This is a genomic window from Candidatus Borkfalkia ceftriaxoniphila (assembly GCF_004134775.1).
Classification (GTDB): Bacteria; Bacillota; Clostridia; order Christensenellales; family Borkfalkiaceae; genus Borkfalkia; species Borkfalkia ceftriaxoniphila.
The window spans coordinates 70013-86894 of the sequence record NZ_SDOZ01000002.1 but is presented as its reverse complement, the minus strand read 5'-3'; the positions used below and the strand labels follow the sequence as shown (position 1 = coordinate 86894).

13 protein-coding genes are annotated in these 16882 nt (G+C 52.8%); 12 read left to right on the top strand and 1 reads right to left on the bottom strand.

The window, feature by feature from the left end:
• Positions 1-8: 8 nt before the first annotated feature.
• A complete protein-coding gene (locus ESZ91_RS00560) occupies positions 9-686 on the bottom strand; it encodes a hypothetical protein (protein WP_129223060.1) in 678 nt (225 codons plus the stop codon).
• Between the two features lie 215 nt (positions 687-901).
• Between ESZ91_RS00560 and ESZ91_RS00555 the strand changes: the two genes are divergently transcribed.
• The 12 genes from ESZ91_RS00555 (at position 902) to carB (ending at position 16868) form a co-directional block, all read left to right on the top strand.
• The gene (locus ESZ91_RS00555; protein ID WP_129223059.1) at positions 902-1489 is read left to right on the top strand and encodes a hypothetical protein; all 588 of its coding nucleotides are present in this window, start codon (positions 902-904) and stop codon (positions 1487-1489) included.
• Between the two features lie 48 nt (positions 1490-1537).
• Positions 1538-2995 carry an IMP dehydrogenase gene (guaB, locus tag ESZ91_RS00550; protein WP_129223057.1) on the top strand — a complete coding sequence of 486 codons (1458 nt, stop codon included), beginning with the start codon at positions 1538-1540 and terminating at the stop codon, positions 2993-2995.
• 73 nt (positions 2996-3068) lie between these two features.
• Positions 3069-4601: a glutamine-hydrolyzing GMP synthase gene (guaA, locus tag ESZ91_RS00545; protein WP_129223055.1), complete on the top strand. Its 1533-nt coding sequence runs from the start codon at positions 3069-3071 to the stop codon at positions 4599-4601.
• Positions 4602-4603: 2 nt separating this feature from the next.
• Positions 4604-5014, top strand: a complete 411-nt coding sequence (locus ESZ91_RS00540) for a pyridoxamine 5'-phosphate oxidase family protein (RefSeq protein ID WP_201270829.1) — start codon at positions 4604-4606, stop codon at positions 5012-5014.
• Positions 5015-5190: 176 nt separating this feature from the next.
• Positions 5191-6414 (top strand): argininosuccinate synthase, encoded by a 1224-nt coding sequence (locus ESZ91_RS00535; protein ID WP_129223053.1) that lies wholly within the window; start codon positions 5191-5193, stop codon positions 6412-6414.
• Between the two features lie 65 nt (positions 6415-6479).
• The gene (gene argC / locus ESZ91_RS00530; protein WP_129223051.1) at positions 6480-7418 is read left to right on the top strand and encodes an N-acetyl-gamma-glutamyl-phosphate reductase; all 939 of its coding nucleotides are present in this window, start codon (positions 6480-6482) and stop codon (positions 7416-7418) included.
• A 27-nt stretch (positions 7419-7445) separates the two neighbouring features.
• Complete coding sequence (gene argJ, locus ESZ91_RS00525) at positions 7446-8660, top strand: bifunctional glutamate N-acetyltransferase/amino-acid acetyltransferase ArgJ (RefSeq protein ID WP_129223049.1); 1215 nt, start codon at positions 7446-7448, stop codon at positions 8658-8660.
• 12 nt (positions 8661-8672) lie between these two features.
• Positions 8673-9542 (top strand): acetylglutamate kinase, encoded by an 870-nt coding sequence (gene argB, locus ESZ91_RS00520; RefSeq protein ID WP_129223047.1) that lies wholly within the window; start codon positions 8673-8675, stop codon positions 9540-9542.
• A 119-nt stretch (positions 9543-9661) separates the two neighbouring features.
• The gene (locus tag ESZ91_RS00515; RefSeq protein ID WP_129223045.1) at positions 9662-10828 is read left to right on the top strand and encodes an acetylornithine/succinylornithine family transaminase; all 1167 of its coding nucleotides are present in this window, start codon (positions 9662-9664) and stop codon (positions 10826-10828) included.
• Entirely contained in the window at positions 10825-11727 is a 903-nt protein-coding gene (gene argF, locus ESZ91_RS00510) for an ornithine carbamoyltransferase (protein ID WP_129223043.1), read from the top strand. Before ESZ91_RS00515 ends, argF begins: the two co-directional genes overlap by 4 nt.
• Positions 11728-11749: 22 nt before the next feature.
• Positions 11750-12829, top strand: a complete 1080-nt coding sequence (locus tag ESZ91_RS00505) for a carbamoyl phosphate synthase small subunit (protein ID WP_129223042.1) — start codon at positions 11750-11752, stop codon at positions 12827-12829.
• Positions 12822-16868 carry a carbamoyl-phosphate synthase large subunit gene (gene carB, locus ESZ91_RS00500; RefSeq protein ID WP_129223040.1) on the top strand — a complete coding sequence of 1349 codons (4047 nt, stop codon included), beginning with the start codon at positions 12822-12824 and terminating at the stop codon, positions 16866-16868. Before ESZ91_RS00505 ends, carB begins: the two co-directional genes overlap by 8 nt.
• Positions 16869-16882 lie beyond the last annotated feature (14 nt).

Below are 16882 nucleotides of genomic sequence, written 5' to 3'. Positions count from 1 at the left end.
TTTTTCTTTTAGTTTTCTCTGGTCGCCAAAATTTCGCCCGAATCGGCGTCTATCAGCATGGAATAGGTGTTGCCCGAGCGGTCGGAGATCGCGGCGTAATAAAAACATTCGCCGTCTTTATAGACGAGCCGTACATAAATTTCCCCCGCGAAAGTTCCGTTCTGCGATAAAGCCGAAATGCGGTCGGGTTCGGCTTTTTGGATAGACTTTAATATATCGCTTACGCCCAGCGTATTTTCGTTTTTTACGCTCTCGGCGACAAGTTTGACCTCGCTGTCTTTTCGGGACACCGTAAAGGTGATCTGCGTCTCTTTGGGACAGGCGATGGACTGCGAAAAGGTATAGATCTGCCGCACGCTTTCAAAGGACATTTCGCCGCCGTACTCTTTTCCCGCCAAAGTGAATTTGATATTGTATTCCTCGGAATTGTCGGGCGCCTGCAATTTGATCTCGAACAGGTCGGAAAGTTCGCCCACGATGCCGTCCGCGCAGTAGGGATATTCTTTCTGCGAATAACTCGCGGTGAGGGTAAATCCGTCCTGCTCGCAATAATAAATCTCCGTTCTTTTTTCCGAAACGTATTTGTCCAGACCGCTGTCCGTTTTGCAGCCGATGAAGGTAAAGAGCATGAGTCCCAGCAAGAGTGCGGGTACGATTTTCAATAAGATTTTTTTGCATTTTGTCATAAAATTCGGCTCCTGAATGAATTAGCGGACGCCGAACGGCGCCTCATATCCCTTATTCTATTTTTTTACTCTTCCGAAAATGATAAATTATGAAAATTCTGTTGATTTTTTTGCGCCCGTGTGGTAAAATAACACAAATATAATTCCGACGGAAGTGGTTTTCGGTCATTCTTTTTAAGAAACGCTTGCAAACGGAATTGTTCGGAGACGTCGATTTGGGAAAACTGATTGCAAAAACGGCACTCATAACGTTGGGCGGGCTCATCGCGCTCTGCCTGATTCTGTGGGGGATATTTTCGTGGCTGGCGCCCTCCGTCATGCTAACGATCACGGACGGTCTGGGCTTGGACGCCGCGAGCGCGCATTACAGCGTGTCCGTCTATCAAAAGACGGAAAAGATCGAAGATCTGTCGCGCGCCGTCGAAAAAAACTACGCCTGCGGAAAATATTCCGTCAGCGCGAAGTACGGCGAAAAACTTTTGGAGCGCGAAGATTTTTCCGCGTACTGCGAAGAGCAGGGCGGAAATTATCGCCAGATCGTTTCGGGTATTGCGGCGGTTTCACTCTACGAAACGGACGAGGGCGACAAGGCGCTGGAACTTGCCGAAAAGAACACTGCGGGGGAGTTTCAAAAATATAATTGCCTGGAACGGCTGTTGAACGCCGCTATGGAAAAGGCGGACAAGCCGTACGTGGAAAAGATCCGCGCGGCGGTCGCCGCGATCAAACTGGATTCCTCCGATACCGAGGGGGCGGCGCATCGTGACGAAGTGCTTGCCGTATGCGACGCGTTTTTAAAGTAAGGTTTTATTTTACGTTTCAGATACAGAAAAAGAATTAAGGAGATTGCTATGAGTAAAATTGTGCAAGAAGGGTTGACTTTTGACGACGTGTTGCTGATACCGTCCGCCTCCGACGTGCTGCCTTCGGAAGTGAAACTGGGTACGAAACTGACGGATGACATTTGTCTGAATATTCCGCTTTTATCCGCCGCGATGGATACGGTGACGGACAGCCGCCTTGCAATCGCCATCGCCAGAGAGGGCGGCATGGGAATTATTCATAAAAATATGTCCATTGAGGACCAGGCGTCGCAGGTCGATAAAGTCAAGAGGAGCGAGCACGGCGTCATTACCGATCCTTTCTTTTTAGAGCCTGAAAATCTCGTGAAAGAGGCGGTCGGGCTGATGAGCAAATACAAGATCAGCGGCGTTCCCATCACCAAAAACGGCAAACTGGTCGGTATTCTCACGAACCGCGATCTCCGTTTCGAAAGCAATTACGAACAGCCTATCGACAATGTGATGACCAAAAACAATCTCGTCACCGCGCCCGAAGGCACTTCCCTCGCCGAGGCGCAGAAGATCTTAGGCAAACACAGGATCGAAAAACTTCCCATCGTAGATAAAGACGGGTATCTGAAAGGGCTCATCACCATCAAGGATATCGAGAAGAGCATACAGTATCCCAATTCCGCGAGAGATAAAAACGGCCGCCTGCTCGTAGGCGCGGCAGTCGGCACCGCCTCGAATACCATGGAGCGCATCGAGGCGCTCATCGCCGCAAAAGTGGACGTCATCGCCATCGACACGGCGCACGGTCACAGCAAATACGTCATCGATTATGTAAAAAAGATCAAGGCGAAATTCCCGCAGATCACCCTGATCGCGGGCAACGTCGCGACCGCAGAGGCGACGCGCGCGCTCATCGAAGCGGGTGCCGATGTCGTGAAGGTGGGTATCGGCCCCGGTTCCATCTGCACCACGCGCGTGGTCGCGGGTATCGGTATGCCTCAGTTGACCGCCGTAATGAACTGTGCGGAAGAGGCCGATAAACTCGGCAAACGTATCATTGCGGACGGCGGCATCAAGTACAGCGGAGATATCGTCAAAGCGCTCGGCGCGGGCGCGTCCGCCGTAATGATCGGCAGTTTGTTTGCGGGTACGCTCGAAAGCCCCGGTGATATCGAGATCTACCAGGGCAGAAGTTTCAAAGTATACAGGGGCATGGGCTCCCTCGGCGCCATGGCCGCGGGCAGCAAGGACAGATATTTCCAGGAAAACGCGCAGAAATTCGTCCCCGAGGGCGTGGAAGGCAGGGTGCCTTACCGCGGCAGTTTGGCGGAGATCGTCTTTCAGATGCTCGGCGGCTTAAAATCGGGCATGGGATATTGCGGAATGCATACGGTCGAAGAATTGCGCAAGAACGCGCGGTTCGTCAAGATCACGAGTGCAAGCCTGATCGAAAGCCACCCGCACGATATTTCGATCACCAAAGAATCGCCCAATTACAGCCCCCGCGGTCTGTAAGGTTTATAAATTTTACACTTAAAATGTACCGCAATCTTTGCGGTACATTCTTCTATGAAAACGGAGACAACGTATGGAACATCAAAAAATACTCATCCTCGATTTCGGCGGACAATACAACCAACTCATCGCGCGCCGCGTGCGCGAACAAAACGTCTACTGCGACCTTTTGCCCTACGATATGACCGTGGAAAAGATTCGGGAATACGATCCGATCGGCATCATTTTCACGGGCGGGCCCAACAGCGTGTATGCCGATAACGCGCCCAACGTAAAAAAGGAAATTTTCGATTTAGGTATTCCCGTGCTCGGGATCTGCTACGGCTGCCAGCTTATCGCGTATAAATTGGGCGGCGTGGTCACGCACGCCAATACACGCGAATACGGCAAGAGCGAGATCGAATACGAAGAGAGTCCTCTCTTTGACGGCGTGGATAAAAACAACGTCTGCTGGATGAGCCATACCGATTACGTGAGCAAAGTGCCCGAAGGCTTTTCGGTAACGGCAACCACGAAAACCTGTCCCGCCGCGGGATTTGCCGACGAAAAAAGAAAAATATACGGGATCCAGTTCCATACCGAGGTGCATCACACCAGACAGGGCGAACGGATATTGCATAATTTTCTCTATTCGGTCTGCGGCGCGAAAGGGGATTGGACGATGTCCAATTTCGTTTCCGAACAGGTTGCGAATTTGCGCGAGAAGATCGGAGATAAAAAAGTTTTATGCGCCATGAGCGGCGGCGTGGACAGCGCAGTCGCGGCAACGCTCGTGCACAAAGCGGTGGGCGATCGGCTCGTGTGCGTGTTCGTCGACCACGGTCTTTTGCGCAAGGGGGAGGCGGACGAGGTCGTTTCCATTTTCCGCGACGGACTTGGAATGAATTTGATTAAATCGGACGCGGGCGAACGTTTTTTGAATAAACTTAAAGGCGTGAGCGATCCCGAAAAGAAGCGCAAGATCATCGGCGAAGAATTTATCAAAGTATTCGAAGGCGAGGCAAAGGCGATCGGCGCCGTGGATTTCTTGGTGCAGGGAACGATTTATCCCGACGTCATCGAGAGCGGCAAGGGCGCTTCCGCGGTCATCAAGAGTCACCACAACGTGGGAGGTCTGCCCTCCGTCGTAGATTTCAAAGAGATTTTGGAACCGCTCCGCGACCTTTTTAAGGACGAAGTGCGGAAAGTGGGTTCCGAACTCGGACTGCCCGATTCCGTCGTGCAGCGCCAGCCGTTCCCCGGGCCGGGACTCGCCGTGCGTATTATGGGAGAAGTCACCCCCGAACGGCTGAAAACCTTGCAGGACGCCGATTACATTTTGCGCGAGGAGATCGCCCGCGCAGGGCTTGAAAGAGAGATTTGGCAGTATTTTGCGGTCATCACCTCGACCGCGACCGTCGGCGTCATGGGCGATTCGAGAACGTATGAAAACGTGATCGCCCTGCGTGCGGTGACGAGCGTGGACGCCATGACGGCGGACTGGGCACGTATTCCGTACGACGTTCTGGAAAAAATCAGTACCCGCATCGTCAACGAAGTCGAGCATGCGAACCGCATTGTCTACGACATCACCAGCAAACCGCCCGCCACCATCGAATGGGAATAAAGATGGAAAATATAATGGGCAAAGTTTATGATTTTTTGCAAAAATGCGGTGTTTTCTATGTCTTGACGTTGAATGGCGGACGTCCTGAGGGCAGACCGTTTGGTGCGGTCATGGAGGCATATGGTAAATTGTTTTTTTCGACAGCCAAAACAAAACAAGTTTATAAACAATTGACGCATAATCCTATTATACAAATAATCGCTCTAAAACCGAATACAAGGGAGTGGATCCGAATCAATGGGGAAGCGATTGAATGTGAAGATATTATTCTGAAAGAAAAAATGTTGACAGAGTGTCCCTTTTTGAAAAAAAGATTTAATAGCGCTTGTTGTGAATTTTTTGCGTTGTTTGAAGTTTCTTTGCAAGATGCTTATATAAATATCGATAATGAATTTGTTAAAATCAATGAATAAAAAACTGGTTTTATATTTTTTATTCATAAAACACCGCATGAATATGCATAAATATAAATATTATACAAAATAATGTAAATAAATTTGTATATTTTCAAAAACAGGCGGTGCAATCGCTTGACTTATGACGGGGCAGATTGTATAATAATGCTACTATCACAAAGAAGGTAACGAACATGGAAAAGAAAGAGATCAAAAAAGTAGTTCTGGCGTATTCGGGCGGATTGGATACGTCCATCATCATTCCGTGGCTCAAAGAAAATTATAACAACTGCGAAGTGATCGCCGTTTCCGCCGACGTAGGGCAGGAGAGCGAATTGGAAGGACTCGAAGAAAAAGCGATCAAGACGGGCGCTTCCAAACTGTATATCGAAGATCTGCGCAAAGAGTTCATCGAAGACTATATTTATCCCACGATGAAAGCGGGCGCGATCTACGAAAACAAATATCTTTTGGGGACTTCGTTCGCGCGTCCCGTCATCGCAAAGCGTATCGTAGAGATCGCCAAAAAAGAGGGTGCGGACGCGATCTGCCACGGCTGCACGGGCAAGGGCAACGATCAGGTGCGTTTCGAGTTGACCATCAAGGCGTTCGCGCCCGAAATGACCATCATCGCGCCTTGGAGAACGTGGAACATCAAGAGCCGCGACGAGGAGATCGACTACGCCGAGGCGCACAATATTCCCTTGAAGATTACGAGGGAGACCAACTATTCCAAGGATAAAAACCTGTGGCACCTCTCGCACGAGGGCATGGATCTGGAAGATCCCGCCAACGAGCCCAAATACGACGAAATTCTGGAACTCGGCGTATCGCCCGAGAAGGCGCCCGATCAGGCGACCTATGTGACCGTTACTTTTGAAAAGGGCGTTCCCGTCAAGGTAGACGGACAAAAACTTTCTTCCGTAGAGATCATCGAAAAACTCAACAAGATCGGCGGCGCGAACGGCGTCGGCATCTGCGACATGGTGGAAAACCGCCTTGTCGGCATGAAGAGCCGCGGCGTGTACGAAACGCCCGGCGGCACGATACTCTATACCGCGCATGAAATTCTGGAAAGCATTTGCCTGGATAAGGATACCCAGCATTTCAAACAGCACGTTGCGATCAAGTTTGCCGACCTCGTTTATAACGGACAGTGGTTCACGCCTCTGCGCGAGGCTCTCTCCGCGTTCGTGGACAAGACGCAGGAAACGGTGAGCGGCGAAGTCAAGTTAAAGATTTACAAGGGCAACGTGATGAATGCGGGCGTCAGGAGCGAACATTCGCTGTACAGCGAGGACATCGCGACGTTCGGAGAGGACGACGTGTACGATCAGTACGATTCGCAGGGATTCATCAATCTGTACGGTCTGCCCATCAAAGTGAAAGCGCTTTTGGATCAGAAAAAATTGAAATAAAGTAAAAATTTGCGGCATTTGTCTTTGCAGGTGCCGCAATTTGCGGAAAAATGCGGGAGGATTGTATGTACAGCGTATTTATCGACGGGAAAGAGGGCACGACGGGTTTACAGATCTATGAGCGGCTGGGTAAGCGTTCGGATCTGAGACTGATCACGCTTTCCGAAGAACTCCGCAAGGACGCCGCCTCGCGCAAAGAATGTATAAATTCCGCGGATATCGTCTTTCTGTGCCTGCCCGACGCGGCTGCGAGGGAGGCTGTAACGCTTGCGGAAAGCGGGCGCGTCCGCATCATCGACGCCTCGACCGCGCATAGAACTTCGCCCGATTGGGCGTACGGTTTTCCCGAACTTTCCGAGGCGCACCGCGAAAAGATCGTTTCCTCGAAACGCGTAGCCGTTCCGGGCTGCCATGCGAGCGGGTTCATTTCGCTCGTGTATCCCCTGATCGCGGGCGGATTGGTTTCCCCCGATTATCCCTTCGTGTGCCATTCGGTAACGGGATACAGCGGCGGGGGAAAGAAGATGATCGCGCAGTACGAGAGCGAGCCGCGCGATACGCGTCTGGATAGCCCGCGGCAATACGCTTTGGGGCTTTCTCACAAACACCTTCCCGAAATGACGGCTGTATGCGGGCTTTCGCATAAGCCGATATTCAATCCGATCGTCGCCGACTATTACAGCGGCATGTGTGTAACCGTGCCGCTTTATACGGATTTAATGACTAAAAAAATGAGCGTTGAGCAGATAAAAACGTATTTTGCAGAGTACTATGCGAGACGTAATTTCATCAAAGTGATCGAAAAAGAAACGTTGGACGGAGGCTTTTTGTCCGCCAACGACCTGTGCGGCACAAACCGCATGGAAATATACGTGGACGGCAACGACGAACAGATCTTGCTCGCGTCCCGATTCGACAATCTCGGCAAGGGCGCTTCCGGCGCGGCGGTGCAGTGTATGAATCTGATGCTGGGGCTGGACGAAACCACGTCTTTGACCGAATAAGTTGCAAAAATTTCCGCGGAGGACATTATGAAAAAAATCAGCGGCGGCGTGTGCGCGCCCGCGGGCTTTCGTGCCAACGGCGTGCATTGCGGCATCCGGAAAAATAAAACCAAGCGCGACCTGTCTTTGATCGTAAGCGAAAAAAGAGCGAGCGCGGCGTGCGTGTATACCACGAATCTTGTCAAGGGCGCGCCCATCATTGTTACGAAATCGCACGTCGCGGACGGCTATGCGCAGGCGATCGTCTGCAACAGCGGCAACGCGAACACCTGCAATGCCGACGGCGTGGAGATCGCCGAGGCGATGTGCGCTCTCGTCGAAAAGAACACGGGCATCGCGGCGTCGGACGTAGTGGTCGCGTCCACGGGCGTCATCGGACAGCCGCTTTCCGTCGAGCCGATGGCTGAGGGTATGCCCGCGCTCGCTGCGGGCCTGAGCGAAGAGAACGGCAATCTCGCGGCGCAGGGCATTATGACGACGGATACCGTAGCCAAAGAGATCGCTTTTTCCTTTGACCTCGGAGGCGCGGAATGTCATATCGGCGCAATCGGCAAGGGCGTCGGCATGATCAATCCCAATATGGCGACTATGCTGATTTTCGTTACTACGGACGCGGCGATCTCGCCCGCCATGCTGCAAAAGGCGCTCTCCGCTGACGTGAAAGATACCTTCAATATGGTCAGCGTGGACGGCGATACTTCCACCAACGACATGGTGTGCGTGCTTGCCAACGGGCTTGCGGGCAATCCCGAAATCACCGAGACAGGCAAAGATTTTAACGCCTTCCGCCGCGCGCTCAATAAAGTGACGACCTATTTGTGTCGCTGCATCGCCAAGGACGGCGAGGGGGCGACCAAACTTCTCGAATGCAAAGTGACGGGCGCAAAAACCAAAAACGCCGCCAAACTTGTTGCGAAATCGGTGATAAAGTCCAGCCTGTTTAAGGCCGCCATGTTCGGCGCGGACGCCAACTGGGGGCGGGTGTTGTGCGCCGTCGGCTATTCGGGCGCGGACGTGGACGTTTCCAAAGTGGACGTTTCCTTCAAGAGCCGTTTCGGGCGCATTGACGTATGCAAAAACGGCAGCGGGATCGAGTTTTCCGAAGAGGAAGCCAAAAAAGTTCTCGGTGCGGACGAAATACAGATTTTAATAGAACTCAACGACAAAAGCGGAAAGGCGACCGCCTGGGGCTGCGACCTCACGTACGATTACGTGAAGATCAACGGGGATTACCGCACATAAAAGAGGAAAAAAATGGATAACAAATTCAACGACAAACAATTTCGGGCGCACGTGCTCGCGGAAGCCCTCCCGTATATTCAGGACTATACCCATAAGGTCATCGTCGTGAAATACGGCGGCAACGCCATGATCAACGACGAACTGAAAAATTCCGTCATGCGCGACATCGTGCTTTTGAACCTGATCGGCGTCAAAGTCGTGCTGGTGCACGGGGGCGGTCCCGAAATTTCCGAAATGCTCAAAAAGGTGGGCAAGGAATCGGTATTTATCGACGGACTGCGCTATACCGACGAAGAAACCGTGGAGATCGTGCGGATGGTGCTGGCGGGCAAGATCAATAAATCTCTCGTCAACCTCATCGAGCGCATCGGCGGCAAAGCCATCGGACTTTGCGGCATCGACGGGCATATGCTCAAATGCGAAACGGCGGATCCGAAACTCGGCTACGTCGGAAAAATTACCGAAGTGGATACCAAAATCATAACCGACAGTCTGGATGCCGGTTATATTCCCATTGTTTCTACCGTCGGCTACGACGACGAAGGCCATATTTATAACGTGAACGCGGATACGGCCGCCGCCGCTCTGGCGGGTGCTTTGGGGGCGGAAAGCCTGATTCTCATGACCGACACCAAAGGCGTTCTGCGCGACAAGGACGACGAGTCCAGCCTGATCGAAAAAATTTACGTGAGCGATATTCCCTCGCTCGTGAAACAGGGCGTGATCTCGGGCGGCATGATCCCCAAGATCGAGTGCTGCAAAGAGGCGATCCGCCGCGGCGTGCATAAAGTGTTTATTATCGACGGACGGGTGTCCCATTCCATTTTGGTTGAAATTTTGTCGGACAGCGGTATCGGCACCATGTTTATCAACGAAGACTGATTTGACGATCAGTCTTTTTTTTCGGCGCCGCAGCCGGGCGGAAATTTGTTAGACGAAACGCATTTCAAATATTTGATTAAAGAGCGCTTTTATGATAGAATAGATAAAATAGGTGTATTATGGATTTTCAGGATTTACAGCATCTCGACAAGCAATTTATCGCCAATACGTACAACCGTTTTCAGACGGACATCGCAGCGGGGAACGGGGCGAAACTCGTTTCCTCCGCGGGAAAAGAGTATATCGATTTTGCCAGCGGCATTGCCGTCAATACCTTCGGCGTCAACGACGAGGCGTGGAAACAGGCTGTCATCGGACAACTGAATAAGGTACAGCACGCCTGCAATCTCTATTATACGGAACCGCAGGCGAAACTCGCGCAACTTTTATGCGAAAAGACGGGCGCAAAAAAAGTTTTCTTTTCCAATTCGGGCGCCGAGGCGAACGAATGCGCAATCAAAGCGGCGAGAAAGTATTCCGAGGATAAATACGGCGCGGGCAGATACGAGATCGTCACGCTGAAAAATTCCTTTCACGGCAGGACGCTCGCCACGCTTTCCGCGACGGGACAGGACGCCATGCACAAACATTTCGCGCCTTTCGTTGCGGGATTTTCTTACGCCGATCCCACTTACGAAGGCGTGCGCGCAATGTGTTCCAAGCGCACCTGCGCCGTCATGATGGAACTCGTACAGGGCGAGAGCGGCGTCAACGTTCTGGATATCGAGGAGGTCGAAAAGATCGCGCTCTTCTGTAAAAAGAACGACATCCTTCTCATCATCGACGAAGTGCAGACGGGCAACGGCAGAACGGGCCGCCTGTACGCGTACGAACACTATAAAATAAAACCCGACGTCGTGACGACCGCAAAGGGACTTGCTGGCGGACTGCCGCTCGGCGCCACCATGTTTTTCGGCAAGACGGAAAACGTCTTTACTTACGGCGACCACGGCTCCACGTTCGGCGGCAATCCCGTCGCCTGCGCGGGCGCGCTCAGCATCCTTTCCCGTATCGATCAGGATCTTTTATTCGAGGTGCAGGGAAAGAGCGCGTATCTTTTCACCCATCTGGGACGCATCAGAAATGTTTTGAAAGTGACGGGGCTGGGATTGATGATCGGGCTTGAAACGAACAAGGACGCGAAAGCGCTCGCCGCGGCGTGTTTGGAGAGGGGGCTCATCGTCCTCACCGCGAAAAACAAACTGCGCTTGCTGCCGCCGCTCAATATTAAAAAAGACGAATTGGACTGCGGATTAAAAATTTTGAACGAGGTGATTTCCGAATGAAACATTTACTGAAACTAAAGGATCTGACGAGCGACGAGATCTTCGGCATTCTCAATCTTGCCGATCAACTCAAATACGAGCGCAAAAACAATGTCAAACATCCCTATCTCGAAGGGAAAAAACTGGGCATGATATTTCAGAAATCATCCACGAGGACGCGCGTCAGTTTCGAAGTGGGTATGTACGAACTGGGCGGCTACGCGCTGTTTCTTTCCGACCGCGATCTGCAGATCGGCAGAGGCGAGCCCATCAAGGATACCATCCGCGTGCTTTCGCGCTATCTCGACGGTATCATGATCCGCACTTTTGCGCAAAAAGACGTGGAAGATCTGGCAAAGTACGGTTCCATTCCCATCATCAACGGGCTCACCGATTACTGCCATCCATGCCAGGTGCTCGCAGACCTCATGACCATCCGCGAATACAAGGGCAGTTTCAAGGGGCTCAAAATGTGTTTTGTGGGCGACGGGAACAATATGGCGAATTCACTGATCGTCGGCTGCATCAAGACGGGCATGGAGATCGCGATCGCCTGTCCCGACGACTACCGCCCCGACGCGGATCTCATCTGTTGGGCTAGGGAAAACGGCAAGATCACCGTGACCTCCGATTTAAAGGCGGCCGCGGAGGGGGCGGACGTGTTGTACACGGACGTATGGGCGTCCATGGGGCAGGAAGGAGAAAAGGCGGCGCGCGAAAAAATATTCCGCGGCTATTGCATCGACGATACGCTCATGAAACTTGCGGAAAAGGATGCTATGGTGCTGCACTGTCTCCCCGCGCACAGAGGGGAAGAGATCACGGAAGAAGTATTCGAGGCGCACGCCGATGAAATTTTCGACGAGGCGGAAAACAGACTGCACGCGCAGAAAGCCGTGCTCTGCAAATTGCTGAAATAAATTCGATATAAGGAAGTCATCAATGAAGGAAGAAAAAGTTTATTTGACGTTACAAAACGGACGGGTGTTCGAAGGGAAACGCTTCGGAGCCAAGGGCGACGTGGTCGGGGAACTGGTATTCACGACGGGCATGACGGGATATATCGAAACGCTGACCGATCCCAGTTATTACGGGCAGATCGTCATTCAGACGTTTCCGCTCATCGGGAATTACGGCGTGATCAGCAAGGACAGGGAGAGCAAAAAGCCGTATCTCACCGCCTACGTGGTGCGTGAGCATTGCGGGCAGCCCTCCAATTTCCGCTGCGAAGAAAAACTCGACGAGTTTCTGACCCGAAACAACGTGGTGGGCGTGTACGGCGTAGACACGCGCGAACTCACTAAAACGGTGCGCGAGGCGGGCGTCATGAACGCGGTCATCTCTTCCCGCCCCGTAACGGATCTCGGCGAAGTGCAGAAATACGCCATACGCGACGCGGTGAAGACCTGCTCCCGTCAGGGCATCAAATATTACGGGGAGGAGAGCGCGAAACGGCGCGTCGTGCTTTGGGATTTCGGCGCAAAGGAAAATATCGTGCGCGAACTCGTGCGGCGCGATAATTACGTCATCCGCGTTTCGTCCGATACCACCGCCGAAGAGATTCTGGCTTTGAGACCCGACGGCGTAATGCTGACGAACGGCCCCGGCGATCCTGCGGAAAATACGGAGATCATTCGGGAAATTCAAAAACTTGCGGGTAAAATTCCCGTGTTCGGAATTTGTTTAGGACATCAACTTTTTGCGCTCGCTATGGGCGGCAAAACGCGCAAAATGAAGTACGGCCACCGCGGCGCCAATCAGCCCGTCAAGGAACTGAGAACGGGCACGGTGTACATTTCCAGCCAGAACCACGGCTACGAAGTGATCGCCGAATCCATACAGGGCAAAGGCGATCTGAGTTTTATCAACGTAAACGACAATACCTGCGAGGGGATAGAGTACCCCGATCTGAACGCGTTCACCGTGCAGTTTCATCCCGAAGCGTGCGCGGGACCTTTGGACGCCTCGGACTTGTTTGATAAATTTATGAATGTGATGGACGGAGGAAAAATCAATGCCTAAAAGAAGCGATATAAAGAAAGTTCTGGTCATCGGCTCCGGCCCCATCGTTATCGGACAAGCCGCGGAATTCGACTATGCGGGCGCGCAGGCGTGCCGCGTGCTCAAAGACGCGGGCGTGAACGTTGTGCTTTGCAACTCCAACCCCGCGACTATCATGACGGACAAGGCGCTCGCCGACGAAATTTACCTCGAACCTCTGACGCTCGAATCCATCAAGCGCATCATCATCAAGGAGCGGCCCGACAGCATTCTCGCCTCATTGGGCGGACAGACGGGACTGACCATCGGCTGTCAGTTGGCGAAGGAAGGCTTTCTGGACGAGTGGGGCGTCAAACTCATCGGAACGAAAGTGGACGCGATCGACCGCGCCGAGGACAGGGAATTGTTCAAAGAGACCATGCAGAAGATCGGCCAGCCCTGCGTTCCCTCGGATATCGCGTACACAGTTGAAGAATGTCTTGCGGTCGCGGATAAGATCGGCTATCCCGTCATCGTCCGTCCCGCGTTCACGCTCGGCGGCGCGGGCGGCGGCGTGGCGTACAACGAGGAAGAACTCCGCAGTATTTCGCACAACGGGCTGATGCTTTCGCCGATCACGCAGGTTCTTGTCGAAAAGTATATTTACGGCTGGAAGGAAATCGAGTTCGAGGTGCTGCGCGACAGCCACGGCAACGTGCTCACCGTCTGTTCGATGGAAAATTTTGATCCCGTGGGCATCCACACGGGCGACTCCATCGTCATCGCGCCTGCGGTCACTCTTTCGGATAAAGAATATCAGATGCTCCGCAGCGCGTCTTTGAAGATCATCACCGAACTGAAGATCGAGGGCGGCTGCAACTGCCAGTTCGCGCTCAATCCCGATTCTTTCGAATATTCCGTCATCGAAGTCAATCCCCGCGTGTCGCGCTCTTCCGCGCTCGCAAGTAAGGCGACGGGCTATCCCATCGCGAAAGTGGCGACCAAGATCGCGCTCGGCTACACGCTCGACGAGATCAAAAACGATGTGACGGGCAAGACGTACGCCTGTTTCGAACCCGCCATCGACTACGTGGTCGTCAAACTTCCCAAATGGCCGTTCGATAAATTCTTATACGCCAAGCGCGAGTTGGGCACCCGCATGAAGGCGACGGGCGAAGTGATGTCCATCGGCACGAGTTTCGAAATGGCGATCATGAAGGCCGTGCGCGGCGCGGAAATTTCTCTTTCGTCGCTCAATCTCAATAAATACGCGGGCAAAAATATCCGCGAGGAACTTTCCAAACTTTCCGACGAGCGTCTGTTTACCGTATTCGAAGCGCTCAAACAGGGCGTTTCGGTGGACGAGATTTTCGACATCACAAAAATCGACCGCTGGTTCCTCCATAAACTGAAAAATCTGGTCGATTACGAAAAGCGGCTCAAAACCGAAAAACTCACGCGCGCGTTATACGACGAGGGCAAGTTGTTGGGGTATCCCGATCAGGAACTTGAAAAACTGTCCGGGCAGAAAATTCCTTATCACCGCCGCGCCGTCTATAAAATGGTGGATACCTGCGCCGCAGAATTCGCCGCGCAGACGCCTTATTTCTATTCCACCTATGACGAGCAGTCTCACGACGAGGCGACGCCCTTTGTCAAAAAGAGCACGAAAAAGCGCATTATCGTCATCGGGTCGGGTCCCATTCGTATCGGACAGGGCATCGAATTCGACTATTCCTCGGTGCATTGCGTCTGGACGCTGAAAAAATTAGGTTACGAAGTCATCATCATCAACAACAACCCTGAAACGGTTTCCACTGATTTCGACACGGCGGACAGGTTGTATTTCGAGCCGCTCACGCCCGAAGACGTGCAGAACGTCATCGACAAGGAAAAACCGTACGGCGTCGTCATCACTTTCGGCGGGCAGACGGCGATCAAATTGTGCAATTATCTCGACAGTCACGGCGTGAGGATTCTCGGCACCTCCGCGGACAGCGTGGATATGGCGGAGGACAGGGAGCGTTTCGACGAACTTTTGGAGCGTTTCGGCATTTCCCGCCCGAAGGGACTCACCGTCATGACCAAGGAAGAGGCGCTCGCCGCCGCGGATAAACTGGGCTATCCCGTTCTTTTGCGCCCTTCGTATGTTATCGGCGGTCAGAACATGACCATCGCCTTTACCGAGAGCGATATCCGCCGCTATATGGATGTGATCTTGCAGCAGCATATCGAAAATCCCGTGCTGTGCGACAAATATCTGATGGGGCAGGAACTGGAAGTGGACGTCATCAGCGACGGCGCGGATGTGCTCATTCCCGGTATCATGCAGCATATCGAGCGCGCGGGCGTACACAGCGGAGATTCCATTGCGGTCTATCCGCCGTACAACCTCAGCGACATTATGCTGGAAAAGATTATCGAGTGCTCCACCCAACTCGCGCTCTCGTTAAAAACGAAAGGGCTTATAAATATTCAGTTCCTCGTCTATAATAACGAACTGTACGTCATCGAAGTCAATCCCCGCGCCTCGCGTACCATTCCGTATATCAGCAAAGTGACGGGCGTGCCCATGGTGGAACTCGCCACCAAGATCATGGTCGGCTCCAAACTCAAAAAACTGGGCTACGGCACGGGACTGTACAAAAATTCTCCCTACGTGGCGGTCAAAGTTCCCGTGTTCTCCTTTGAAAAACTGAACGACGTGAATTCGCAGTTGGGACCCGAAATGAAATCGACGGGCGAAGTGCTCGGCATCGGCAAGAATATCGAAGAAGCGCTCTTCAAGGGGCTGGTTTCGGCGGGCTTCAAATTGTGCCATCCCACCAAACAAAATCCCGTCGGCGTCTATTTCACCGTCAACGACCAGGATAAATTCGAAATACTCGGCCTTGCCAAAAAGTTCAGCGACCTCGGGCTCAATATCTACGCCACCGCGGGCACGGCGGATACCATCCGCACCCTCGGCATCGAAGTGACGACCGTCGATCGTCTCTCCTCGGGCGACGAAGTATTGAAACTCATGGACGAGGGAAAAGTGGATTATATCGTCTATACGGGCAAGACGGATATGGATTCCATCGACGATTATATCCGCCTGCATCACCACGCCATCCTTTTGGGCATCACCACGCTTACGTCGCTGGATACCGCCAACGCGCTCGCGGACATCATCGCCAGCCGTTTCAACGAAAATAATACTGAACTGGTGGACATTAACGCGCTGCGCACCGAAAAGACGAAGATCAAGTTCGTCAAAATGCAGAGTTGCGGCAACGATTATATTTTCTTCGACAATATGGACGGAAAGATCACCTGTCCCGAATCGCTCGCCATCAATTTTGTAGACCGCCACTTCGGCGTCGGCGGCGACGGCATCGCGCTCATCGAGAGATCCGACGTTGCGGACGCGAAAATGCGTATCTTCAACAAGGACGGCAGCGAGGGGCGCATGGCGGGGAATTCCATCCGCTGCGTCGCAAAATACCTGTTCGATAACGGTATGGTCAAGGGTAAAAATATTACCATCGAAACGCTCAGCGGCGTGAAAGAACTCTCGTTGTTTACGTTTAACGGGAAAGTGAGTTCGGTCAGCGTCGAAATGGGCAAAGCGGTTCTGGACGGCAGGAACATTCCTTCCACGCTGGACGGCGAGTCCGTCGTAGACCGCGCGATCACTGTCGGCGGCAAAAATTATAACGTTACGCTCGTCAACGTGGGCAACCCGCACTGCGTGGTGTTCTGCGATAAAGTGGACGCGGTGGACGTTCCCAATGTGGGACCGCTCTTCGAATACAGCGAGTATTTCCCCGAACGCGTCAATACCGAATTTGTCAGGGTCGTCAACGACACCACGCTGAAAATGCGCGTGTGGGAGCGCGGCAACGGCGAAACGCTCGCGTGCGGCACGGGCGCGGCGGCGGCGGTCGTCGCGGCGGTTTTGAACGGTTATTGCCGCCCCGATACCGACGTGACCGTGAAAGTGCGCGGCGGCGATCTGTTCGTGCGATACACTTCGGACGGCATGGTCACGCTGACGGGCGGCGTCAAACAGGTGTTCGAAGGCTATATCGAATTTTAATGAGCGGAGTATAT